The 21,592-nt window shown below is 43.9% G+C and carries 23 protein-coding genes and 1 other RNA gene; 13 read left to right on the forward strand and 11 right to left on the reverse strand.

Annotation, left to right across the window (positions count from 1 at the left end; translation table 11 throughout):
• Nucleotides 1–88: 88 nt before the first annotated feature.
• Nucleotides 89–694 (reverse strand): nucleotide exchange factor GrpE, encoded by a 606-nt coding sequence (gene grpE / locus ACMXYR_RS14855; RefSeq protein ID WP_415902186.1) that lies wholly within the window; start codon nucleotides 692–694, stop codon nucleotides 89–91.
• Nucleotides 695–893: 199 nt separating this feature from the next.
• Here grpE and recN point away from each other — a divergent pair, with 199 nt between their 5' ends.
• Complete coding sequence (gene recN / locus ACMXYR_RS14860; RefSeq protein WP_415902187.1) at nucleotides 894–2,558, forward strand: DNA repair protein RecN; 1,665 nt, start codon at nucleotides 894–896, stop codon at nucleotides 2,556–2,558.
• Nucleotides 2,559–2,656: 98 nt separating this feature from the next.
• Here recN and fur read toward each other — a convergent pair whose 3' ends face one another.
• Nucleotides 2,657–3,079 (reverse strand): ferric iron uptake transcriptional regulator, encoded by a 423-nt coding sequence (gene fur, locus ACMXYR_RS14865; protein ID WP_415889448.1) that lies wholly within the window; start codon nucleotides 3,077–3,079, stop codon nucleotides 2,657–2,659.
• Nucleotides 3,080–3,199: 120 nt separating this feature from the next.
• On the opposite strand from fur, the gene ACMXYR_RS14870 reads away from it, so the two are divergent.
• Nucleotides 3,200–3,541, forward strand: coding sequence for an outer membrane protein assembly factor BamE (locus ACMXYR_RS14870; RefSeq protein WP_415902188.1), 342 nt, complete (start codon nucleotides 3,200–3,202; stop codon nucleotides 3,539–3,541).
• 24 nt (nucleotides 3,542–3,565) lie between these two features.
• On the opposite strand, the gene ACMXYR_RS14875 is transcribed toward ACMXYR_RS14870, so the two are convergent.
• From ACMXYR_RS14875 to ACMXYR_RS14885, 3 genes are read right to left on the reverse strand one after another with little or no spacing between them, the layout of a single operon-like run.
• Nucleotides 3,566–3,862, reverse strand: coding sequence for an RnfH family protein (locus ACMXYR_RS14875; RefSeq protein WP_415882587.1), 297 nt, complete (start codon nucleotides 3,860–3,862; stop codon nucleotides 3,566–3,568).
• Nucleotides 3,863–3,876: 14 nt separating this feature from the next.
• Complete coding sequence (locus ACMXYR_RS14880; protein WP_415902189.1) at nucleotides 3,877–4,308, reverse strand: type II toxin-antitoxin system RatA family toxin; 432 nt, start codon at nucleotides 4,306–4,308, stop codon at nucleotides 3,877–3,879.
• A gap of 17 nt (nucleotides 4,309–4,325) precedes the next feature.
• Nucleotides 4,326–5,690 carry a sodium-dependent transporter gene (locus tag ACMXYR_RS14885; RefSeq protein ID WP_415882589.1) on the reverse strand — a complete coding sequence of 455 codons (1,365 nt, stop codon included), beginning with the start codon at nucleotides 5,688–5,690 and terminating at the stop codon, nucleotides 4,326–4,328.
• Nucleotides 5,691–5,964: 274 nt separating this feature from the next.
• Here ACMXYR_RS14885 and smpB point away from each other — a divergent pair, with 274 nt between their 5' ends.
• From smpB to ACMXYR_RS14940, 11 genes are all read left to right on the forward strand, one after another.
• Nucleotides 5,965–6,438, forward strand: coding sequence for an SsrA-binding protein SmpB (gene smpB, locus ACMXYR_RS14890; RefSeq protein ID WP_415882590.1), 474 nt, complete (start codon nucleotides 5,965–5,967; stop codon nucleotides 6,436–6,438).
• A 182-nt stretch (nucleotides 6,439–6,620) separates the two neighbouring features.
• Nucleotides 6,621–6,980, forward strand: a transfer-messenger RNA (tmRNA) gene (gene ssrA / locus ACMXYR_RS14895).
• Between the two features lie 184 nt (nucleotides 6,981–7,164).
• On the forward strand, nucleotides 7,165–8,388 hold the full coding sequence (locus tag ACMXYR_RS14900; protein ID WP_415902190.1) for a tyrosine-type recombinase/integrase: 1,224 nt from the start codon (nucleotides 7,165–7,167) through the stop codon (nucleotides 8,386–8,388).
• 34 nt (nucleotides 8,389–8,422) lie between these two features.
• On the forward strand, nucleotides 8,423–8,680 hold the full coding sequence (locus ACMXYR_RS14905; protein WP_415902191.1) for a hypothetical protein: 258 nt from the start codon (nucleotides 8,423–8,425) through the stop codon (nucleotides 8,678–8,680).
• 100 nt (nucleotides 8,681–8,780) lie between these two features.
• On the forward strand, nucleotides 8,781–9,581 hold the full coding sequence (locus tag ACMXYR_RS14910; RefSeq protein ID WP_415902192.1) for a hypothetical protein: 801 nt from the start codon (nucleotides 8,781–8,783) through the stop codon (nucleotides 9,579–9,581).
• Nucleotides 9,582–9,652: 71 nt separating this feature from the next.
• Nucleotides 9,653–9,856 (forward strand): helix-turn-helix transcriptional regulator, encoded by a 204-nt coding sequence (locus ACMXYR_RS14915; RefSeq protein WP_415902193.1) that lies wholly within the window; start codon nucleotides 9,653–9,655, stop codon nucleotides 9,854–9,856.
• 17 nt (nucleotides 9,857–9,873) lie between these two features.
• Nucleotides 9,874–10,287: a hypothetical protein gene (locus ACMXYR_RS14920; protein WP_415902194.1), complete on the forward strand. Its 414-nt coding sequence runs from the start codon at nucleotides 9,874–9,876 to the stop codon at nucleotides 10,285–10,287.
• Nucleotides 10,288–10,342: 55 nt separating this feature from the next.
• A complete protein-coding gene (locus ACMXYR_RS14925; protein ID WP_415902195.1) occupies nucleotides 10,343–10,747 on the forward strand; it encodes a hypothetical protein in 405 nt (134 codons plus the stop codon).
• Between the two features lie 1,061 nt (nucleotides 10,748–11,808).
• A complete protein-coding gene (locus ACMXYR_RS14930) occupies nucleotides 11,809–12,459 on the forward strand; it encodes a Shedu anti-phage system protein SduA domain-containing protein (RefSeq protein ID WP_415902196.1) in 651 nt (216 codons plus the stop codon).
• Between the two features lie 87 nt (nucleotides 12,460–12,546).
• The gene (locus tag ACMXYR_RS14935; RefSeq protein WP_415902197.1) at nucleotides 12,547–13,071 is read left to right on the forward strand and encodes a hypothetical protein; all 525 of its coding nucleotides are present in this window, start codon (nucleotides 12,547–12,549) and stop codon (nucleotides 13,069–13,071) included.
• 21 nt (nucleotides 13,072–13,092) lie between these two features.
• Entirely contained in the window at nucleotides 13,093–13,770 is a 678-nt protein-coding gene (locus ACMXYR_RS14940) for a hypothetical protein (RefSeq protein WP_415902198.1), read from the forward strand.
• A gap of 556 nt (nucleotides 13,771–14,326) precedes the next feature.
• Here ACMXYR_RS14940 and ACMXYR_RS14945 read toward each other — a convergent pair.
• The 6 genes from ACMXYR_RS14945 to ACMXYR_RS14970 all read right to left on the reverse strand — a co-directional run bounded on the left by ACMXYR_RS14945 (nucleotide 14,327) and on the right by ACMXYR_RS14970 (nucleotide 21,542).
• Nucleotides 14,327–14,656, reverse strand: coding sequence for a hypothetical protein (locus ACMXYR_RS14945; RefSeq protein ID WP_415902199.1), 330 nt, complete (start codon nucleotides 14,654–14,656; stop codon nucleotides 14,327–14,329).
• A 253-nt stretch (nucleotides 14,657–14,909) separates the two neighbouring features.
• Nucleotides 14,910–16,352, reverse strand: a complete 1,443-nt coding sequence (locus tag ACMXYR_RS14950) for an SLC13 family permease (protein ID WP_415902200.1) — start codon at nucleotides 16,350–16,352, stop codon at nucleotides 14,910–14,912.
• A 288-nt stretch (nucleotides 16,353–16,640) separates the two neighbouring features.
• The gene (locus ACMXYR_RS14955) at nucleotides 16,641–17,984 is read right to left on the reverse strand and encodes a sigma-54-dependent transcriptional regulator (protein WP_415902201.1); all 1,344 of its coding nucleotides are present in this window, start codon (nucleotides 17,982–17,984) and stop codon (nucleotides 16,641–16,643) included.
• Between the two features lies 1 nt (nucleotide 17,985).
• Nucleotides 17,986–19,734, reverse strand: a complete 1,749-nt coding sequence (locus tag ACMXYR_RS14960) for a sensor histidine kinase (protein WP_415902202.1) — start codon at nucleotides 19,732–19,734, stop codon at nucleotides 17,986–17,988.
• 186 nt (nucleotides 19,735–19,920) lie between these two features.
• A complete protein-coding gene (locus ACMXYR_RS14965) occupies nucleotides 19,921–20,121 on the reverse strand; it encodes a hypothetical protein (protein WP_415882625.1) in 201 nt (66 codons plus the stop codon).
• A gap of 173 nt (nucleotides 20,122–20,294) precedes the next feature.
• Nucleotides 20,295–21,542 (reverse strand): malic enzyme-like NAD(P)-binding protein, encoded by a 1,248-nt coding sequence (locus tag ACMXYR_RS14970; RefSeq protein ID WP_415882626.1) that lies wholly within the window; start codon nucleotides 21,540–21,542, stop codon nucleotides 20,295–20,297.
• Nucleotides 21,543–21,592 lie beyond the last annotated feature (50 nt).

A 21,592-nucleotide genomic window follows, 5' to 3' on the forward strand; every position in this document is an offset into this window, starting at 1 on the left:
AGTGACTTACTAGTCAGTATGAAATCTATATAAGTACGTTTCGCAGGGTTTCAAGGCTGAAACCAAAATTAAATTTGCCTAACGTACCTTAAGCTTTAGCCACAACAACCATCGCAGGGCGCACTAAACGGCCGTGCAATGTGTAACCTTTCTGCATTACTGCAATAACTGTATTTGGCTTCGCATCTGGTGACTCAACCATAGACATCGCTTGGTGCAGTGCCGGATCAAATGCTTCGCCCATAGGGTTAACTTGCTCCATCTGGAATTTAGCCAAACCAGATAGGAACATGTTCATAGTCATCTCAACGCCTTCTTTCATCGGCTTAACCGCTGCGTCATCACCGAAGGCTTCGATAGCGCGCTCTAGGCTATCAACGATTGGCAACATTTCGTTGGCAAACTTCTCTACGCCAAACTTATGCGCCTTTTCTACATCCTGTTCAGCACGACGACGAACATTCTGAGCATCAGCCTGAACACGTAGCATCTGATCTTTTAGCGTCTCAACCTCAGCTACTGCTGCAGCCAAGTCAGCCGCCAATTTATCCGCATCTTGAGCAGTCTCTTCTGCAGCAACCTGTTCCGCTTCGCCTTGCTCAGCGTTTTCTTCTTGTGCTTCTTCCGCTGCTACAACCTCTTCTGGCTGCTCAACTTTCTGCTCTTCTACTGGGTTCAGTTCTTCGTTTGCCATTGTGCTCTCCAGCCAGCCCATTCAATAAACTCGAGGGCGTCTGTTGGGTGTTAATATCAATTGCTCTTGAATATGGGGACAAAGAGATCGCTTTCAACAGATAAATTCGATTTTTTTACGCTAATTTCAGATAAAGATTGCATCCGATCAAAATATGACTTATACAGAAACCACTGTATAAAAACACATGTATTTTATTATGCTGAATCAATTATCTATTTGTGACTTTGCCATTGTTGATCACCTAGATCTGGAACTAAGCCAAGGCATGACCGTAGTCAGCGGTGAAACAGGTGCGGGTAAATCGATTATGCTCGACGCCCTAGGCCTAGCCTTAGGTAACCGCGCAGAGAGCGGTGCCGTACGTCAAGGCGCTGAGAAAGCCGACATCACAGCAAGCTTCAACATAGATAGCATCCCTGAAGCCTCTCAATGGCTGTCAGAGAATGATTTAGACAATGACGGTGAATGCATACTGCGCAGAGTGATCACTAAAGAGGGGCGTTCACGCTGCTATATCAATGGCCGCCCATCGCCTGCCAGCTTAGTGAAAAGCCTAGGAGAGCTGCTGATTGCTATTCATGGTCAACATGAACACCAGCGCCTACTGAAAAAAGATCATCACCGCACACTACTCGATAACTTTGCCGGACAGACCAAACTGGTCAGTCAAGTTCACAATAGCTACCAGCAATGGCATAAGCTTGATAGCGAGTTAAAACGCCTCTCTGAGCAAAGCGCCGAACAAACAGCACGCGTACAGCTATTAAGCTATCAGATTGAAGAGTTAGACCAACTCGCCTTAGCCGATGGCGAACTAAAGCAACTGGAAGAAGAGCAAAAAACCTTAGCTAATGCCGAGAGTATTCTAAGCACCGGCCACCAACTAATAAATCTAGCCAGCGATAGCGATGACGCCAACTGCGTACAACAATTGAATCACTGCCTGCAGCTTCTATCTGAAATTCAATCAGAATCGCCCTCAGTTCGACAAGCCAACGAGATGCTGAACTCGGCATTAATCCAAGTTGAAGAAGCCAGCAACGAGATCCGCCACTATATGGATCGCGTCAATGTTGACCCAAGCAGACAACAAGATGTCGAAGAACGCTTATCAACGATCTACGAGATTGCACGCAAGCACCGCATCAACCCAGATAAACTTTGCGAGTTCCATCAATCACTTAGCCAAGAACTATCCAGCCTAAGTCGCTCTGACGAAGAGTTAGAGCAACTCGCCCTTGATGTTGAGAGAGCCAAAACTGAATACCTCGCTTACGCTAACAAGTTAAGCACCAAACGCTCAGCCGCCGCTAAAAAGCTAGGCAAACTAGTCGATCAACAACTGCATAATTTAGGCATGCCATCTGCGCAGATGTCTGTTGCATTAACCGCTTTAGAAAAACCAAGTCTGAACGGTTTGGAAGAAGTAGAGTTCCTGATTATTACCAATGCAGGCCAACCACCAAAACCATTAGGCAAAATCGCATCAGGTGGTGAGCTATCACGTATCAGTCTTGCTATCCAAGTGATCACAGCACAAACCTCCACCACCTCGACACTAATCTTTGATGAAGTCGATGTAGGTATTGGTGGCGCGATTGCCGAAGTTGTGGGCCGTCTTTTAAGGCAGTTGGGAGAGAAGGCACAAATCCTGTGCGTAACCCACCAACCGCAAGTCGCTAGCCAAGGCCATCAGCACCTATTTGTAAGCAAACAAACAGACAAAAAGACCACTCACACGCAAATCAATCAACTTTGCGCGGACAGTCGTGTTCAAGAGGTTGCACGTATGCTGGGTGGGATTGATATTACAGAGCGCTCTATCGAGCATGCTAAAGAGATGCTTGCTCAAGCAATCTAGATCTCAAGCCCCATACACATAGTTTTTGGAAGGGTATTCCATACACTAAAAAACCCGCTAGTAGCGGGCTTTTTAGTTGTCACCAGAGCAAGTATTGCTTATTTTTCGTCTGCGTCTTTGTGTACGCCGTATAGGTAAATAGTACGGTCAGTAACAGTGAAGCCCATAGACTCAGCGATCTCGTTTAGAAGCTCATTCAAACGAGGATCGTTAAATTCTTTTACGATGCCACTTTTTACGCAAACAATGTGGTCGTGCTCTTCGTCACGCGCCAATTCAAATACAGAGTGACCACCTTCAAAGTGGTGACGCGTTACTAGACCAGCAGCTTCAAACTGGGTTAGTACACGGTAAACCGTTGCCAAACCAACATCTTCACCTTTTTCCATCAGCAACTTATAAATATCTTCCGCGCTAAAGTGATCACCTTCACCCGCTTGTTCCAAGATCTGATAAATTTTTACACGAGGTAAAGTTACCTTCAGACCTGCTTTTCTTAGTTCCTGATTTTCAAGTGACATAGTTATTTATTCTCTAAGCTGTTGGTGATTACATAATCATGCGGAAGCTGAATTGCTTGTTCAATAGCGCACGAAACTTTATTATCCGCATTTACGCACAATAGTGGAAGCAAAATTCTGATGCAAAAACTACTAATTGCTACAACTTTTACTGTAGCACTGACTCTGACCGGTTGTTCTGGTTTCCCTGGTGTTTATAAAATCGACATCCCGCAGGGTAATGTTGTAACTCAAGAGATGGTAGACCAGCTTCGCCCTGGCATGAGCCAAAGCCAAGTTCGCTTTATCATGGGTTCACCGTTAATCACTGACACCTTCCACGAAGGCCGTTGGGATTACCTATACACGAAGAAAAGTGGTGACGATGGCAGCTACATCAAAGAGCGCATCTCTTTATACTTCACTGATGGCAAGCTAAAGGGCTTAAACGGAGACTTCCGTCCAGGTGGTAAGCGCAGCTAAATCTTAGCTACGCAGGCGTGCAGCTTATTCAGCTTCTTTCTTTGCTTTCACCTTAGCTGCGCGCTTAGCCCTTGCTTCCTTCGGATCAGCAATTAAAGGGCGATAAATCTCAACACGCTGTCCTTCCCGCAAAATTGTCTCTTTAGGGTTCTTGATTGCTTTAGCAAAGATACCCATAGGATCATTCTCAGGATCGATCTGTGGATAAAGCTCCACAATGCCAGACTGAATAACCGCATCATAAGCAGTGCAATCGTCAGCCACAGTTAAAGCTATGATTTTTTGCTCTGTAGGAAGGGCATAAGCGACTTCAACATTCATAGTGACACTTTCTCTTAAACGTATACTTGATCTGCGCGGGTTACAAAGGCATCAACCATAGTCGTTGCAACTTGGTTAAAAACCTTACTCATCGCCATAGAAGCAATTTTACCCGAGAACTCAAACTGTAAGCTTAAGCTTACTTTACACGCTTCATCACTAAGCGGTTTGAAATCCCACACACCACTCAAGCGGGAAAAGGGCCCCTCTTCCAATTCAAGTGTCATGCTTACAGGGCGGTTCAGCTGATTTCGGGTAGTGAAGCTATATTTCAAGCCACCTTTAGAAAGGAATAAAGTCGCAACCAACTCATCGTCGGTGCGACTTATAATCTCGGTGCTAGCGCACCAGGGCAAAAACTCAGGATATCGTGCTACATCATTTATGAGATCAAACATCTCTTCTGCAGTGTGCAATACCAATGCACTGCGATCTACCTGAGTCATGCCTTTTTTTCATTCCTTTACTTCAACTTCTCAACTAGGTTGAGAATAAAGATTACAGCTACCGCTACTGGCGATACATATCGCAGCGCAATATACCATGCATTGAACAGTAAAGGAGAGGAGATTGCCAATTCATCTTCGGCCATTTTACGAGTTACAAACCAACCCGCGAAGATTGCGATGAACAATCCACCCAATGGCAACATGACATTAGCCGTCATAAAGTCTAGGAAATCAAAGACATTGAAGCCCATCATCTTGAAGTCAGAGATGAAGTTGAATGAACCTAGCGCAGCGATACCTAAGCCCCAAACAACTAGGCCTAGCGCGATACACGCAGGAACACGGCTCCAGCCAAACTTCTCAACCAACCAAGCAGCTGCTGGTTCGATTAGAGAGATAGCTGAAGTCCAAGCAGCAATACCTACAAGCAAGAAGAATACGAAACCAAAGATCTGACCGCCAGGCATCTGACCAAAAGCAACAGGTAGCGTTACAAACATCAGACCAGGACCCGCACCAGGATCCATGCCGTTAGCAAATACGATCGGGAAGATAACCAGACCAGCAATCAAAGCAACGATCGTATCCATTGCAGCGATTGTGATTACAGAACCACCGATAGATGTCTTCTTAGGCATATATGAGCCGTACGCCATAATCGCACCCATACCCAGAGATAGGGTAAAGAAAGAGTGACCTAACGCGATCAATACAGCATTCCAACTCAGCTCCGAGAAGTCGAAGTGGAATAGGAAATCAAAACCTTGAGAGAAGCCTTCTGTCTGCATGGAGTAACCAAGCATGATCAATAGAAGGATAAATAGCGCAGGCATCAATAGCTTAACAGCATTCTCAAGACCTTTCTTAACGCCACCAACGATAACCACCATTACCATTGCAACAAAGATCGTATGCCAGATCAGCAATGTCTGAGGATCAGCTAGCAAGTCATTGAAGACTTTACCCGCATCATCACTACCAATAGCGATGAAATCGCCAGTACCCATACCAGCAATGTAATAAAGCACCCAACCCGCAACTACAGAGTAGAACGAGAAGATCATAAAGCCGGCTAGTACACCCATCCAACCAACAAATGACCATTTCCCTGAATGATTGGCTTCTATCGCCACATCTTTCATAGCATTGATAGGACTTTGCCTACCACGTCGACCGATGAAGACCTCTGCCATCATGATTGGGACACCAACCATCAAGATACAGACAAGGTATACCAGTACGAACGCACCGCCACCATTTTCGCCCGCAATATATGGGAACTTCCAAATATTACCTAAGCCAACTGCCGAACCAGTGGCCGCCAAAATAAAGATCCAACGAGATGCCCAAGCACCGTGGATAGACTTCTTTTCCTGCATGAACTGCTACTCTTCTGGGGGGTTAGTCGCGAAAAAACGCAAATTCTTTCACTTTTTCCTTATTAAGTACATCGTTGACTGCTCAAAAAGTGCACACCCCGCTAGCTCCCTATAACTTTAGGGATTTCCCCTGTTTTAGATAACAAAAACAGAGCTTTTTATTGTGCAGTTTGCACATTCAGAACTTTGTAGAAGTATATGAACAAATAGAAATAGTTTTCCCTGATTGCAAGGCGCTTTCCCTTAGCAAGCCTGATCTATATAATCGCCCGCCATGGCCAAGAAAAAGAAAGCCCCATCGGGCAACACAATTTGTCAAAACAAAAAAGCACGTCACGAATACCTGATTTCGGATAAATTCGAAGCAGGTCTAGTTCTGACTGGCTGGGAAGTAAAAAGCCTTCGCGAAGGACGCGCGCAACTGGTGGAATCCTACGTGGTTATCCACAAAGGCGAAGCTTGGTTAGTCGGTGCACACTTCACTCCACTTAAAACAGCCTGCACCCACGTAGTCGCAGATCCAACCCGTGATCGTAAACTACTACTTAACCATCGTGAGCTGGTAAAAATCATCAACGCGACAGAAGCTAAAGGCTTCACCTGTGTAGCACTCTCCCTTTACTGGAAAGGCAATCGTATCAAGTGCGAAATTGCGCTAGCCAAAGGTAAGAAGCAACACGATAAACGTGCCGCAGACAAAGACAAAGACTGGGCTCGTCAAAAACAACGCCTTATGGCAGCTAAATAGCTGCCATAGCACAACCTCTATACCCCCTTCTTTACCGACCCCTTTTCCATCGCAGCAACCATTCCAACCCCTTTTTAGTTTCTCCAACAAAGCTCTAAAGGAACTTGCACAAAAAAATTGGGTCGAAGCTTCACAATCTACTCGTCTATACCTAACACAATAGGTATAATCGCGAGCTATCTGGGGATGACTTGGCTTCGACGCTGATTACAAAACCTTAGGTGCATGTCGAGAATGTAGTGGATCTCGTAAATCCCTCACTACACAGTTATAGTTGCTAACGACGATAACTACGCTCTAGCTGCATAAGTCAGCTTGTGCCGCTCCTTCAGGTGTCTGTAACTAAAGGATTTTGCGGTATCATTCGAGACAGAATCGCCCGGATGCTTCGCCTTAAGCTGAACGGTTAAAACTTAAAAAGGCTCGCCCATAACACCCTGGCTCTCGGGTCGTGACGGGTTAACTCAATAGAGAAGCCTAAACATGTAGATCTTGAGGCGGAGGATTGACGGACGCGGGTTCGACCCCCGCCATCTCCACCAAACACAAATCCTGTGACTTCCTAACAGGTCCCGCAGGCCTTGAAATACCAAGGCTTGCGGTCTACTCTCTATTCCAGTGACTTCCAACAAGTTTATTGAAAGCCCTCACCTAATTGGGGCTTTATCGGGGGCCTTTACCTATCACCAAAACCAAGGCCCCCAATTACAGCTAAAGGAGTATGCTGTGCCACTGACGGATAGAACCATCAAATCTGCTAAACCCAGAGAGAAGGACTACAAACTCTCAGATGAGAAAGGAATGTATTTACTCATCAAGAAAAGTGGTTCTAAACTCTTCTACCTGAAATACCGATTTAATGGCAAAGAGAAAAAATTAGCATTTGGCCCCTACCCTGACGTCACTCTCCAAAAAGCGAGAGAAAAGAGAGACGAGGCCAGAAGACTGCTAATAGATGGCATAGACCCTTCAGCCTACAAAAAATCTCAGAAAGCCTCAGAAAAACTTAAAACAGCTAATTCATTCCAATCGATTGCTCTGGAGTGGTTTAACACCCACCAAAGCGACAAAACCCCCGGATATCAGAAACGAGTATTACGAGCTCTGGAACACGACCTATTCACCTCAATCGGTGACACTCCCATAACCGAAATAACGGCCCCTATGCTGCTAAATGCTCTGAGGAAAGTGGAAGATCGAGGTGCTATAGAAACAGCCCATAGAGACAAACAAATTGCCGGACAAGTTTTCAGGTTCGCTATCGCGACTGGAAGGGCTGAGCGGGACCCCACTCCAGACCTTAAAGGAGCTCTTAAACCAGCACCTACCAAGCACTTTGCAGCCGTCACTACCCCTAAAGAAGCTGGACGGTTAATGGCTGCCATAGACCTGTTCGAAGGGACTCCTGTAGTTTCTGCTGCCCTAAAATTGTCAGCCCTCTTCTTCTGCCGTCCTGGAGAGCTAAGACACCTGAAATGGTCCGATATTAATCACGAAGAGTTACGCATAGAGCTGGTGGCCGAGAAAACCCACCAGCAGCATATAATCCCTCTAAGCAGTCAGGCCCTAGCCATACTGAAAGAACTACACGCCCTCACAGGGCGAGGCGAATATATTTTCCCATCAGCTCGAGGCCGAAGCCGGTGCATGTCGGAAAATGCTATCAGGGTAGCTCTCAGGACCATGGGGTACGATAACGAAACGATGACCCCGCACGGCTTTAGAGCAATGGCTAGAACCCTCTTAGATGAGCAACTTAACTATCGGGTAGAGTGGATAGAACAACAGCTAGCCCACGCCGTTAAGGATGCTAACGGTAGAGCTTATAACAGAACTAAGCACCTCGCCCAGCGTACTGAAATGATGCAGCACTGGGCAGATTATTTAGACCAACTTAAAGCCCAGGCATTAACTGGGAATGTTATAACCGCTAACTTTGGGCAAAACTAATACCCATCACTCAGTTATCAAGGAGAGATAACTCATGACTACTTTTTCCGAGCTACCTATTTTTGTTGAACACTTAATCAATCAGGCTTCTACCGATCCAACCAGCGACCTTTCTGATAAAGCCGAGACAGCCTTAGCGGAGTGCTTACAATTACTAACCCTTCTCAATAAAACTGCTTTCTATGCAGCGGATAACGAATCAGCAGATATATCGACATCCGATTTAGCTGAAGCGACCACCAGCCTGTCAGAGCTAACAAGGATCCTCGCTCAGATTTGCAGCCAAAAGTAACTAAAGTTTTTGATGGACCAGCGCATACGGCACCAAGGGATAACTCTCTAAAATCTACTCCATAACCTTCCAACTGAGCCTATCTTCATAGGGAGCTAAAATGAACAAAAAATATTATCTCCAGGGTTCAGGACGAACCATTACAACTCCCCCAAGAACCACAATCGTTCATCGAGATATAGATCTAATGTGCTCTACTAGCGTCAAGGTTGGAGAAAAGTTATTTGATCCTTTTTGGGATAGTACCGACAATGAATTCCACGAATACATGCTGTATACAGAAACTCACGCATCCGATATACACGAAGCATATTTAATTCTTAACCTGCTAGAACTCGAATACTCGGCGGGCAACAAGTGGAGTATAAGCAGAGCACTGGCACTTTGCGCCCTTAACGGAATCCCCCTGCCTAAATGGGTAGCAAGCACCACCCTAAATGCTTTTGAAGAGATCCATTCTGGTAGTACGAACAAAAGTTGGGACGACTATTTCGGGAGCCCCAGAGCACCTAAACAGTCTAGAAAAAAATATAACCGAGATAGAACTCTAGCTCCTCTGATAATATTTACTGTCCTCGAAAAAATTCTTATTAACCGTCCTATTCATGCTGATACTTTCGAAGAGATTAGCGAAGAACTGAAAAGCCATCCCACAAATCCAATCGATATAGGAACAACAAAAATAAAGGAATTATTTTTCTCAGCTCGACAAAGATCCCCAGCTTTAAATCTCATAATCCAAAAAATTAAGAATAAAGAGATTACACAAATCAGTTACTCAAGCGATTTATCTGATTTAAATAATCTAATCTCTGAAGACATTTTTCTGTCTTTATGGCATTGGGCAATTAGTGAATTCTCTTCTAAGTCCGATATTAAAATTCCGGATTTAGAGCTTTAAGCACGACTCTACATTCTTTTTTCAATACTTAATCATCTCTCCTGATTCCAACAACGACTCAGGAGAGACATATGGATTCCAAAAGACTAATACGCCGCCCAGAAGTTGAACAATTAACTGGCTTAGCACGCAGCACGATCTACTTCCGCATTAAGTCAGGAAGCTTCCCAAAACCTATCAACTTAGGTGGCCGGCTGGTGGCTTGGCTAGAATCAGACATCCAAAAATGGATCGATGACCGTATTTCAGAAGCTGAAACAGAACAGACTGCATAAAGAAGGAGGAGCTAAAAATGAAAAAGCAGCCAGCAGCTCTCAATACGAAAGCCACCAGCACCAAGAAGCTAAATAAGCCTACCTCACCCCCAACGAAACTTGAACTCTGCTCTTATGAGCTACTAAAAGCCGGTACAAATGGTATCCATAAACTAGGAACTCCTACCAAGGTGTATGGCGAGACGGCACTACCATCAACCATATCTAATCTAGTTCGAAGAATTGGACTTACCCTTTCCAAAAAGCGTACAAAACACACCCATCGAGCTGGTGGACTAACTTTCTTTACTTGGTACTGGCTACCAGATCGCAAAGAGGCGGAAAAAGCACTGGCGTTCGTAAACGAAAAGAGAAGCCTCCGAGCCGCCTCCCTGATAACTGAGAAGGAAAGCCAATACCTTCTTGATCAGTTTCCAAACCCACATCCTTAACCATCAGTAATTACAGTGTAAAGCCTAGCATGATGAGGTACTAAATATGGGAAGTATGAAACGCTCCCCAAAAAAGAAAGGGCGATTTGTGGGGATACCTTATCACGTAGCCAAAAGCTTACCCTTTGCTCAACTAAAGGCTGCCGAAGTGAAGCTATTAGTCGATTTACTTTGTCAGTGTAACGGGCGTAACAATGGATGCCTATCTGCCTGTCACGCTCAAATGAAGGAACGAGGCTGGGCGAGCTCGTCACTTCATCGAGCCTTCTCTGGGCTTATTAGTAAAGGATTTCTAGTGGTAACCCGACAGGGCTGGAAGCAAAGAGGTAGGCCAACACTAGTAGCTATAACTTGGAATGGGATTGATGATCCTGTTAAAGGTATTCAATACGATGATGGCATTAGCCCAGGCAATATCCCTCTAGGGTACTGGTGCAAATCCCCCTCATCCTGGAAATAACATTATCAAAACAACTCCTCCTATATGGAGTAGGTTTTGATAGTTACTCCTCCTATATGGAGTAGATAACTGGTTGCCATCCTGCCACCTACTCCATATAGGGGTAGTAACTGGGGCATTTAGACCTATGATCTACTCCATATTGGAGAGTCTTATATATAACCATACACGTACCTATAATTTAGGGAGGTAAAATATCACCGTTCGCTTAAAGTTCGTTTTGCTCCTCCTCACAATGAATAGATTTTAAACCTAACCCTTTTACACCCAATACGACGAAGGGAACTTGGTCGCGTTTTAAATGCAATCAAAATTAAAAGGGTATTCGAAATATCTGGTTGAAATTCACAGTTAGAGGAGTAGTGAATTAATTTTTCGAACAAGTAGTTGAGCATACATATCGACTTCCACTTCATTCCAAAGCGGACATGTTCGATCTATGCCTCTGTGGATAGAAAGCTTCTTAAACATGACTATCTATACAGTATATTTGGATAACTCTGAGTTATAGGCTCGTTTTTATCGGAAGAAAATGACAGTGCAGTCTAAAAGACATTTAAATTCAATCTGTTACTGTTATGCATGCTTTTCTCCAATAGCAGAAAAGCGCTCACACTCGTTATTAAAATGCTGCCGCTGAGGTCATCTGTAATTTGAGAGCTTAGCAGGGCTTTGGATAGAGCCATTTTTTAGTGGAATATCTCAATGGAAGAGAGTGTATTACTCGGTGTAAAAATCAGAAATTTTCCTATATCTGTGAAATCACTGACATGCTACCGTGAACCGCGAACGGCACTCTTGAACGAGTTCAAAGGACACCTCACGAGTTTCACTGAAGGGCCGATTCACTCTATGCAATTAGTTTGCTGCTCAGTGCCAAGAGTGAAGTACATGTCATCATTCTTATCCAGTGACACCAGTATTAAGTCTTTCCTGCACGGGAGTTTTATTACGGTCGGGCCAGGACAACAAGTCACACCACGAGACCCTTTCTTGCTTCGCAAGTCGGACTCGTGTGTTAGTCGTTATACAAACAATTAGAAGTTACATAAGCAGGAAATATGACAAAACTAGATCAGTTTCTAGAAATTCTAGAAAAGTCTAATCGTGAACAAGAAGTTCAAGACTACTTAGAAGAAAATCCACATTACATAACTGGCACGAAGTACGTCGCCAAAAACATACTAATCAGAAAATTTAAGTTTGGCGCTGATTATATTAGTGACTTTGCGTTCATAGAACCCACCTCTGGAGGTGTGTTTTTACACTTTGTAGAGATTGAAAACCCACAGTTGGAGATTTTCAAAAGATCAGAAGATCACTTTTCTGAGGATTTGAACAAAGCTATGCAGCAGACGCGTGACTGGGCTGTTTGGTGCTCTGAGAATCGTGACAACTTGGAAACAATGCTGAAACCTATTCTCTTAAGAGAAGGTATTTCCGGCCATCCATTAACGCCAAGATTCCATCTAATCGCAGGAAGGCGAGATCAAATTGAAAGTAACGAGCTCAGGCGAGAGCGTTGGAAATCAATTAAAGATCAGTTTTCTAATAATGGTATCTTTTCATTGAAAACTTATGATGGCTTTATCAATAGCATCCAGCATTTCTTTGATAACAACATAGAAAACAATGGACCAGATCCAATTCGATGTACTAAATACTCTAGAAGACAATACATAGACATCCACAGCAAAGAAGTAGTTGTATAGCAAAAAAAGTAAGAGGGACGCCTACTGTTTAGGCGCCACACCCTTAAGCGTTAAGCATCTTTAGATCGCAGTGAATGGTAAGTAAAAATGGATGAAATCAACAAGCTAGCCTTGCGCTTGAAGGGTTTAGATATTCCGAAAATGCCGGAGCCTCTAAAGATACCTGACATCAAGCCTATAGACAGGCGATCTAGAGCCGAGATTAGAGAAGATTTCGAGAAAGAATTATCGAAAATAGACAAAAAACATATCGATGATTTAATTAGTTTCTTTCACGGAGTAGAAGAAAGAGGTCCTGACGAATCCGTAGAGGAACAGTTTCTTAAGGAGTCAGAATCAATAAAAAATACGCTAATAAAATTTTCTCGAACAATTGAGGACTTCAACCACCTAAATTCCGAGCAAGAAAGAAAGCTATCTTTAAAAGAGCAAGAGCTTAGCCTAGAAGCATCTCACGATTGGCGAGAGAAGTTTAGGCTGTTTTTCTTTAGGGTATTGGCATCTGGTCTTCTTGTGGTAACACTATTTGCTATTGGGTATATCGAACATGAATATGACTGGGCTCATTTACCAATGTCAAAATATCTAAGCGTAAATCCGAGCAAGCCCTAATGCTTAATTTTTGAGTTATCTATGAACCTGAAAGAAGCAGCAGAGAAAATACAAAAAGATTCCATAAATGCATGGACGAGAAGAGTCAGCTGGCGCTTTATGGATGAACGTATTCAAGCCGAATTTGATAAATACAAGTCCCACAGTGATTCTACTGGTATTCTTGGAGGGCTATTTATCAGCAGAGCTAAAGACGATGAGCCATTGAAAAGTGCAGATCTGATTAGCTCCCAGCATGTTAACTCCACACATATATTTACAGGTGAAAGATTTTTAGGGGTTAGTGTTATCAACCCAAAAAATAAAGCTTTAAAGATTGCCGCTGAAAGAAATGCGCAACTTTGGTATTCACAGAGCCCATCTGGTGAAGTTCTTGTCTTCGTAGCCCCCTATCGATCGGATGCAGGGAAATTTGATGAAAGCGAAATAATAATCGGCAAATATCAAAATCCATCTCAAGTAACAGCTCAGCGCATAAACAAACACTTTTCAATATTTTTCAAATATTGCAGTTGTACAGCGCAACATTCCGCATCGAGCCTAAGAAGCTACTTATACAGGCAATATCTGATTTTTAATGACTTCAGGTACAAGTCTACCTATAAGCAAAAGTTCCTAAGGGCTTTGGAGCGGTTACTTATACTAGTTCTTGGCGGGGCAGCGGTATGGGCTTCACTGTATGCCGGTGGAAAAATATAACAAGCGGACTTAGGCATCAATAACACAAGGATCAAAAATGGCAGAAGAAGCGATGGAAGCTATGACCTATATGGCTCAAGCTGTGAAGAAAGAAGCCAAGAACAAGAAGACGAAAAATGGCTGGCAACGCCAGAAAGGTCATTAAAGATAAGGATAAATGATACTGAACAGTGTTCCGACCACTTAATTTGGATACCCTTATAATTAAGACCACGGGGGATAAGCAAACCCTGGTTTAAAGTCATTTTACGAACTTTTATACGCCTCACCACCAGAGGTATATAAGCCCTATTCTTTCAATAAGTTAAGGGTGAGGAAGGTGAGGCGAAGCACACAGATATTCTTACTACAGCTCAATGGATCACGAATAAAAAGCAACTCTTCTAACCCCCTAATCCCTAGGGACCCTGGAGGCAACCTCCCACCACGGGGGTCAAGCAAACCCCGGTTTCGGGCTATTTTTCAAGCTTTTATAGGCCTCCACCACACCCATACCAAATCCCTTATATTTCAAAAAGTTAGACATGAGGAAGATGAGGCAAATCACTCACTAAATCTATTGATACTTCCTAATGATTATTTCTAAATTCTGCTTATACTTCTGCTCAGCACTACTCCCACAATGCCCTTTCTGATCATCAAAACCTACATGCTTACCATACTGGACATATCGCCCATCTGGATAAATATACTGATCAGAATAACTACTCTCCCATTCCCATCGTTTCTTAGCTGAGTTGTACTTAAAGTCTGTCCCCTTTCCCCATCTCGCTACATCAAGATAAGTACCATCCAAGCTACGGATCTCGCAATAGAAGTACTTCTGTTCCGCATAAACCTGAACACTGGTAAGCAGGGAAATCAAAATAATGATAAGAGCTCTCATAACCACTCCTTGGCGATTTAGCTGAAGCCAGCACCCTACCATGACCTATTAATCAAATAATTAAGAAATATTCCTAAATTTTAAGTTAAGGAACCTCAAGCTGGGGGCTTATTTGGGGGCTTTAATAGAGCAAAGAAAAAATAAACCCTAAATATTTCAGATAATTATAACTACTATTCAGTAGACGCCATCCCAAATACAAATAAAAAAGCCACCTTCGGGTGGCTTTTTTATTACTCTTAAAAACTAGCTTCTACACACCAAACACTGCTGGAAGAACAGTTACGCTAGCAAGCGTAATCAGGCCTATTGCAACAAAATTCAACACGAAGCCTGCACGCATCATATCTGCCATTTTCAGTCTGCCTGAACCAAACACAATTGCATTTGGCGGCGTAGCCACAGGCATCATAAAGGCGCAGCTTGCAGCAATCGCAGCAGGAATTACCCATACAAGCGGTGTGCCCGTGATAGATTCAGCCACAGGCCCTAGCAAAGGTAAAAAGCCAGCCGCCGTTGCTGTGTTACTCGTGATTTCCGTCAAGAAGGTAATCAGCGCTGTAACAATCAACACACCCACTAATAGAGAAACAGCGTCTGCACCTTGAATCTGTAGAGCGATAAATTCAGCTAAGCCAGAAGACTTAATAGTCGCTGCCAAAGTTAGACCGCCACCGAAAAGGATCAAGATACCCCAAGGTACTTTTTGTGCGCTTTCCCAATCTAGAACACGCTCGTTATCGCCAGATTTAACAGGCAGGGCGAATAGTAGAATAGCCGCTGCCATTGCGATTCCGGTGTCAGAGATACCAATACCTGTCCACTTAGCAAGGTATGGGCGCATTACCCAACCGATTGCCGCAAATAGGAAGATAAATAACACTTTCTTTTCACCAGCAGACATCTGCCCTAGCGCTTGCAACTGTTCTTTAAATACAGATTTAGCACTAACCGCACCAGCCTGATCGACTTTATAGCTGATTTTGGTAAGTAGAACCCACGCTACTATCAGCATGATAATTGATAGTGGCAGACCCATTGCCATCCATTGTGCAAAACCGATTTCCATGCCGTAGCTATCAGATAGATATGCGGCCATCAGCGCGTTTGGTGGTGTACCAATCAACGTTGCTATACCACCGATACTAGCAGCATAAGCGATGGACAATAGCATTGCTTTGGCAAAACTCTCGTTGTTCGGTTCACGATCGGTGACAATTTTCACTACGGATAGTGCTATAGGTAGCATCATTACCGCTGTAGCTGTATTGGACATCCACATCGATAGAAACGCCGTCACTAACATAATGCCCAAAATCTGGATACTGGGTTTGGTGCCCGCTAGTAGCATAGTTTTTAGCGCGATACGCTTATGCAGATTCCAGCGTTCCATTGCGATAGAGATCAGGAAACCGCCTAGGAATAGGAAAATCAGCGGGTGAGCATAAGGTGCAGCAACCGCTTTGATGTTTGCGATACCTGCAACCGGCACCACAAATAAAGGTAATAGAGAGGCCGCAGGGATTGGAACAGCTTCGGATATCCACCAGCTCGCCATCCAGAACGCTAATCCGGCGGTGCGCCACGCTTCAACTGAAAGCCCCGCGAAAGGCGGATCAATCAGTAATGTCATCAACATGACTAAAGGGCCGAGAGATAACATTAGCCAAGGTATCTTTTTATTTTTGTCATTCATACTCTTCTTCCAACCTTAATTTAAACGGTATTTAAATTGGTGAACGTTTACTTTTCACGTCATGGGAAGAAAAGGTAGCAAGAGTATTGCCAGCTTTGAAAACAATCTCAAAAGCGATTTACTTTCAATGAGTTAAAAAGAATAGAAATTTTTAATCAAGGTCAATAATGTGGATAGCCACACAGCCCTAACGGGCGCTTTGTCACTAAAACCACACACAGATAAACTGCGAAAAACAGGGCTAATTAAGTCAACGTTTTGCGGTATAAACCACGCCAACCCACTAGCTCATTCTTTTACAAAGCTACGTCTTTGGATTCCGTATTTTGCCAACTTATCGTAAAAGGTTTTTCTGGGGACGCGCAGTAGCGAGATCGCCTCTTTTACGGAACCGGAGGATTGGCTCAAGGCCTCCTCTATTACAGCGCATTCAAAAAAAGCGACCTTTTCACTTAAGGAAAGATCCTCTGGCATGGCCACACTTGGTTGATCTGCGTCGATCGAAATTGGCATCCCAAGCAACACCCTTCTTTCAGCGGCATTGCGCAGCTCACGAACATTACCCGGCCAATGGTAAGCCATGAGTTGATTGGACTCTTCACTAGCCAGCGCTGTTAGCGGTTTGTGGTAACGCCCAGCAGCTATAGAGCTAAAGTGTTTAAACAACAATGGGATATCGGCTTTGCGCGCACGTAAAGGCGGTATATCTACTTTAACTAGGTTCAAACGATAATAGAGGTCGGTGCGAAACAACCCTTGTTCCGCGAGTTCTAGCAAATCAATTTTAGTTGCTGCAACAAATCTAACATCCAGCGGGATAGCAGTATTACTGCCAACGGGAGTAATGGTTCTGTCTTCTAACACCCGCAACATTTTTACCTGCATAGACATCGGCATACTTTCTATTTCATCTAGAAAAATAGTACCGCCTTGGCCGAAACCTAGCTGCCCGGTACGGTTTTCTGTAGCGCCAGTAAAAGCTCCCTTTTTACTCCCGAACAACTCACTCTCAATTAGGCTTTCAGGTATAGCACCACAGTTAATCGCAACAAAATTTGCATCAGCGCGACTGCTCATCTCATGTAAGTAGCGCGCTACCATCTCTTTACCGGAACCTGTTTCACCACTAATCAAAACATCTGCTGGAGTATCAACTACGGTATTAAGCAGCGCCATCATATCTTTCATTTCAGGGGTGTCGCCAAGTATCCGCACCCCTTTTTCTGGCACTGCTTTCAAGCTGCTTTTAAGTGCTCGATTTTCTAGGACAAGGGCTCTTTTTTCACTGGCACGCTTAACACTATCCAACAGTTGCTCTGTGATCGGCTTTTCAAAAAAATCGTAAGCTCCTTGATGCAAACATGAGACTGCAAGCTGTACATCGGCATAACCGGTTAGCATGATGACCGGTATATCGACATCGATGGTTTGGATTTCACTAAGAAGCTTAGTGCCGCACATCTCTGGCATATTGATATCTGAAATCACCACACCTTGGAAATGCTCATCCAGTGTTTTTAAAGCCTGCGTACCGTTCGCGAACGCCTGGACTTCATAACCTTCTATCTTGAGAAGCTGGCTAAGGGAGTCACGAATGATCTCTTCATCGTCGATAATCCAAACTTTTGTCATGTTATTTGCTTCCAGTGTTACTTGATTTCAACGAGATCGTGAATGTTGCGCCAGTCCCTACATCAGCATTTCTAGCCGCTAGCTCGCCATCGAAAGAGCGAATAATGTTACGCGAGATAGACAAGCCCAACCCCAAACCTTGGTCGGACTTAGTGGTAAAGAAGGCATCAAATATAGTGTCTATATTTTGCAGATCTAAGCCAATACCGCTATCGGTAATATGAATATCGACATACCCTTCTCTTTGACTAAAGCAGATATTAATAGATTTCGCCTGCTGCTCAGACATAGCATCTATGGCATTAGATAAGAGATTAACCAGGACCTGCTCTAACTTTAATGCCTCACCCCAAACAAAACCGCTGTAGCGCTCCACAGACAAATCCACTTTATAGTTTGTGATCTGGGGCCCTACCACAACTAAAGCGGCATCAAGGCATTTAGACCATTCACACCAAGCTAATGCAGGCTCTTTATTCCGACTGAACTGTTTTAACTGCGAAACAATTTTATGCACTCGCTCAGTCATATCCTGAATGGTATTAAGTGTTGCTCTGGCTTGCTGGTACTCGCCCTTATCAAGTAATCGTCGACAGGCCGCTATATAAGCATTCATAGCACTGAGCGGCTGATTGATTTCATGATTGATCGAAGCTGACATCTGCCCAATCGTAGCTAGCTTCGTCGACTGCATAAGTGCTTTATGCGCTTTATCTAACTCATCAGTGCGAACCGATATCTCCTTTTCTAACGCCCTACGGGTATACAGCAACTGGCGATAACCAGCAAAGCGTCGATAGAGGTAGAAAGCCAAAACAAAGACCACGCTATAACCCAGCGATAGCCAAATCATAAAATTGGTAATTTGATAACCCACCGTTGCCGCGGGGCTGAACGTAACAAGCTTGAGATTCATGATAGGCAAGGGAGATTCACCATAAAAATACAAACCCTGCTTGGCCTCGGCGTACTCTATTTGCCACTGCTGCAAATCAGCAAGTGCATACTTTCTTTTGCTGTTATTTAAAGCATTTTGTTCTAGATCGAGGTAACGCTGGCTCTCTTTAATCTGGGTCCAACTCAATACTTCGCTTTCGCTGAGCTGCTTAAGGCGCCAGAATGGATGATTAGACATAAAGATGACATTATCAGGCCCATATACCATAAACTTTGTAGAATGCTGGCCAGACAGCCATTCTGTATCCTGTTCAAATCTGGAAACATCTACTTTTACAGCAGCAACACCGATGATTTTTTCGTCTACGTAAACCGGAGAGGAAAAAAAGATGCCACGTTCTTTAGAACGCACACCTAGGGCGTAATACGTCGAATTCTGACCCTTTATTGCCTGCTGAAAATAGGGACGGAAAGCGAAGTTGCCGCCAATAAAACTCGATGCGTTTTGAAAGTTACTTGCAGCAACAACATCGCCTTTCAGATCGAGCACATACACTTCACTTGCACCGGTCGTTTTTGCGATATCAAGTAACAGTAGGCTTAATTCCTGCGCTCCAGTATTGAACTGCAGTAGTTGACGAATTTGGTAATGGTTCGTTAACAGCTCTGGAATATGTGCATAACGGGCAAGTTCTTTATTGAAATAGGTACTGACATTTTCAGCTTCATTCTTCACTTTTTGATCAAGTTCGATATAAAGACTTCGCTGAAAAAGAGAAACGCCAACAGACAGAGTAAGACCTAGACATACGAGGTAAATTAAGAATACAAATAAGATTTTCCTGTCTCGCATACCAGAGCCCATACATTATTACCCGCATACTATGCCGTAATAACTATTTTAAATCATCGTGCGCAGGGTATCTTGATGTTATAGAACGCTCTTAGTGCATTGTTTAATGCTCCAAAAATACAAAAAGCCCTGCTAGCAAAACTAGCAGGGCTTTTTTAATATGTCTTTTTCTATCTGGCTACTGCGTTAGCAGGCAAAACCCCAAAGGGTGTCGAAATCCAGATTTTCCCAGCCGTCTTCGCCATCGTGAATCCAGAATGCGCCACAGCATTCACAGCGATAGATCGAGCTTTCAGGGATTGAGCTAATTAGCTTTAGGTCAGCATGTGGAAAGCCGAGTCTTTCTTGCTTCTCACAATTACTGCAGGATCTTTTGTCATCTTCCATGATCTTGTACCTAAGTTTTTTACCTAGTTAAGCTTACTGAATAATACTCTATGTGAAACTAGGAAAAATTCTTAATTTCTTAAATTCCGAACAGAAACCTATATTTTTTTATAGTTTTCTACAGACACAAAAAAACCGGCCTAAGCCGGTTTTTTTTAGTACCCCAGTGTCGATTAAGACAGTGGGTAGTTGTCTGGTAGTGGCAGACGAGCAACACCAGAATCGATCGCTGCTTGAGCAACTGCAGTAGATACAGCACCCAGTAGACGAGAGTCTGTTGCTTTAGGGATGATGTAATCACGACCGAACTCTAGAGAGTCTAGACCGTAAGCATCAAGTACTTCTTGAGGAACTGGAGTCTTAGCCAGATCAGCAAGAGCGCGTACAGCTGCTTCTTTCATCTCTTCGTTGATTGCAGTAGAACGAACGTCCATTGCGCCACGGAAGATGAATGGGAAGCCAAGTACGTTGTTTACTTGGTTAGGGAAGTCAGAACGACCTGTCGCCATGATAACGTCATCACGAGTTTCGTGAGCAAGCTCTGGGCGAATCTCTGGATCTGGGTTAGCACATGCGAATACAACTGGGTTAGCAGCCATTTTAGATAGCTGTTCAGCAGAAAGCAGGTTAGGACCAGATAGACCAACAAATACGTCAGCACCGTCGATAGCATCGTCTAGAGTGCGCTTGTCTGTTTCAGACGCGAACGCTGCTTTCTCTGGAGTTAGGTTTTCACGGCCAGAGTGGATAACACCCGTACGGTCGATCATGTAGATGTTTTCAATCTTAGCACCCATGTTCACTAGCAGCTTCATGCAAGCGTGAGCTGCAGCGCCAGCACCTAGGCATACGATTGAAGCTTCTTCTAGCTTCTTGCCAGCAACTTCTAGTGCGTTGATCATGCCAGCAGCTGTTACGATAGCTGTACCGTGCTGATCATCGTGGAATACAGGGATGTTACAACGCTCGATCAGAACACGTTCGATTTCGAAACATTCTGGAGCTTTGATATCTTCTAGGTTGATACCACCGAAAGTGTCCGCGATGCGCGCAACAGTGTCGATGAATGCCTGTGGGCTTTCAGCGTCAACTTCGATATCGATAGAATCAAGGCCAGCGAAGCGCTTGAACAGCAGTGCTTTACCTTCCATTACTGGCTTAGAAGCCAATGGACCTAAGTCACCTAGACCTAGAATTGCAGAACCGTTAGAAATTACTGCGACTAAGTTACCTTTAGCCGTGTAACGGTATGCATTTTCAGGATCTTTTGCGATTTCACGAACCGGCTCTGCTACACCCGGGCTGTACGCCAAGGAAAGATCACGCTGAGACTCAGCGTCTGTAGACAGTTCCACACTGATTTTACCTGGACGTGGGAACTCATGGTAATCAAGAGCGGCTTGTTTCATATCATCAGACATAGCTGCTGTTCCAATCTAGTTAAAAAGTCGAACACAGAACTATATAGAAA

Origin of the sequence: Neptuniibacter sp. QD29_5, assembly GCF_047778125.1 — a bacterium.
Lineage (GTDB): Bacteria > Pseudomonadota > Gammaproteobacteria > Pseudomonadales > Balneatricaceae > Neptuniibacter.

Coding starts and splice junctions, on each gene's coding strand:
- ACMXYR_RS14915 (WP_415902193.1), top strand. CDS start 9,653: ATGGATTCCAAAAGACTAATACGCCGCCCAGAAGTTGAACAATTAACT.
- ACMXYR_RS14905 (WP_415902191.1), top strand. CDS start 8,423: ATGACTACTTTTTCCGAGCTACCTATTTTTGTTGAACACTTAATCAAT.
- grpE (WP_415902186.1), bottom strand. CDS start 694: ATGGCAAACGAAGAACTGAACCCAGTAGAAGAGCAGAAAGTTGAGCAG.
- ACMXYR_RS14955 (WP_415902201.1), bottom strand. CDS start 17,984: ATGACAAAAGTTTGGATTATCGACGATGAAGAGATCATTCGTGACTCC.
- ACMXYR_RS14875 (WP_415882587.1), bottom strand. CDS start 3,862: ATGAATGTTGAAGTCGCTTATGCCCTTCCTACAGAGCAAAAAATCATA.
- ACMXYR_RS14880 (WP_415902189.1), bottom strand. CDS start 4,308: ATGACTCAGGTAGATCGCAGTGCATTGGTATTGCACACTGCAGAAGAG.
- ACMXYR_RS14870 (WP_415902188.1), top strand. CDS start 3,200: ATGCAAAAACTACTAATTGCTACAACTTTTACTGTAGCACTGACTCTG.
- ACMXYR_RS14885 (WP_415882589.1), bottom strand. CDS start 5,690: ATGCAGGAAAAGAAGTCTATCCACGGTGCTTGGGCATCTCGTTGGATC.
- ACMXYR_RS14945 (WP_415902199.1), bottom strand. CDS start 14,656: ATGAGAGCTCTTATCATTATTTTGATTTCCCTGCTTACCAGTGTTCAG.
- ACMXYR_RS14930 (WP_415902196.1), top strand. CDS start 11,809: ATGACAAAACTAGATCAGTTTCTAGAAATTCTAGAAAAGTCTAATCGT.
- smpB (WP_415882590.1), top strand. CDS start 5,965: ATGGCCAAGAAAAAGAAAGCCCCATCGGGCAACACAATTTGTCAAAAC.
- ACMXYR_RS14960 (WP_415902202.1), bottom strand. CDS start 19,734: ATGCGAGACAGGAAAATCTTATTTGTATTCTTAATTTACCTCGTATGT.
- fur (WP_415889448.1), bottom strand. CDS start 3,079: ATGTCACTTGAAAATCAGGAACTAAGAAAAGCAGGTCTGAAGGTAACT.
- ACMXYR_RS14920 (WP_415902194.1), top strand. CDS start 9,874: ATGAAAAAGCAGCCAGCAGCTCTCAATACGAAAGCCACCAGCACCAAG.
- ACMXYR_RS14965 (WP_415882625.1), bottom strand. CDS start 20,121: ATGGAAGATGACAAAAGATCCTGCAGTAATTGTGAGAAGCAAGAAAGA.
- ACMXYR_RS14940 (WP_415902198.1), top strand. CDS start 13,093: ATGAACCTGAAAGAAGCAGCAGAGAAAATACAAAAAGATTCCATAAAT.
- ACMXYR_RS14970 (WP_415882626.1), bottom strand. CDS start 21,542: ATGTCTGATGATATGAAACAAGCCGCTCTTGATTACCATGAGTTCCCA.
- recN (WP_415902187.1), top strand. CDS start 894: ATGCTGAATCAATTATCTATTTGTGACTTTGCCATTGTTGATCACCTA.
- ACMXYR_RS14910 (WP_415902192.1), top strand. CDS start 8,781: ATGAACAAAAAATATTATCTCCAGGGTTCAGGACGAACCATTACAACT.
- ACMXYR_RS14925 (WP_415902195.1), top strand. CDS start 10,343: ATGAAACGCTCCCCAAAAAAGAAAGGGCGATTTGTGGGGATACCTTAT.
- ACMXYR_RS14950 (WP_415902200.1), bottom strand. CDS start 16,352: ATGAATGACAAAAATAAAAAGATACCTTGGCTAATGTTATCTCTCGGC.
- ACMXYR_RS14935 (WP_415902197.1), top strand. CDS start 12,547: ATGGATGAAATCAACAAGCTAGCCTTGCGCTTGAAGGGTTTAGATATT.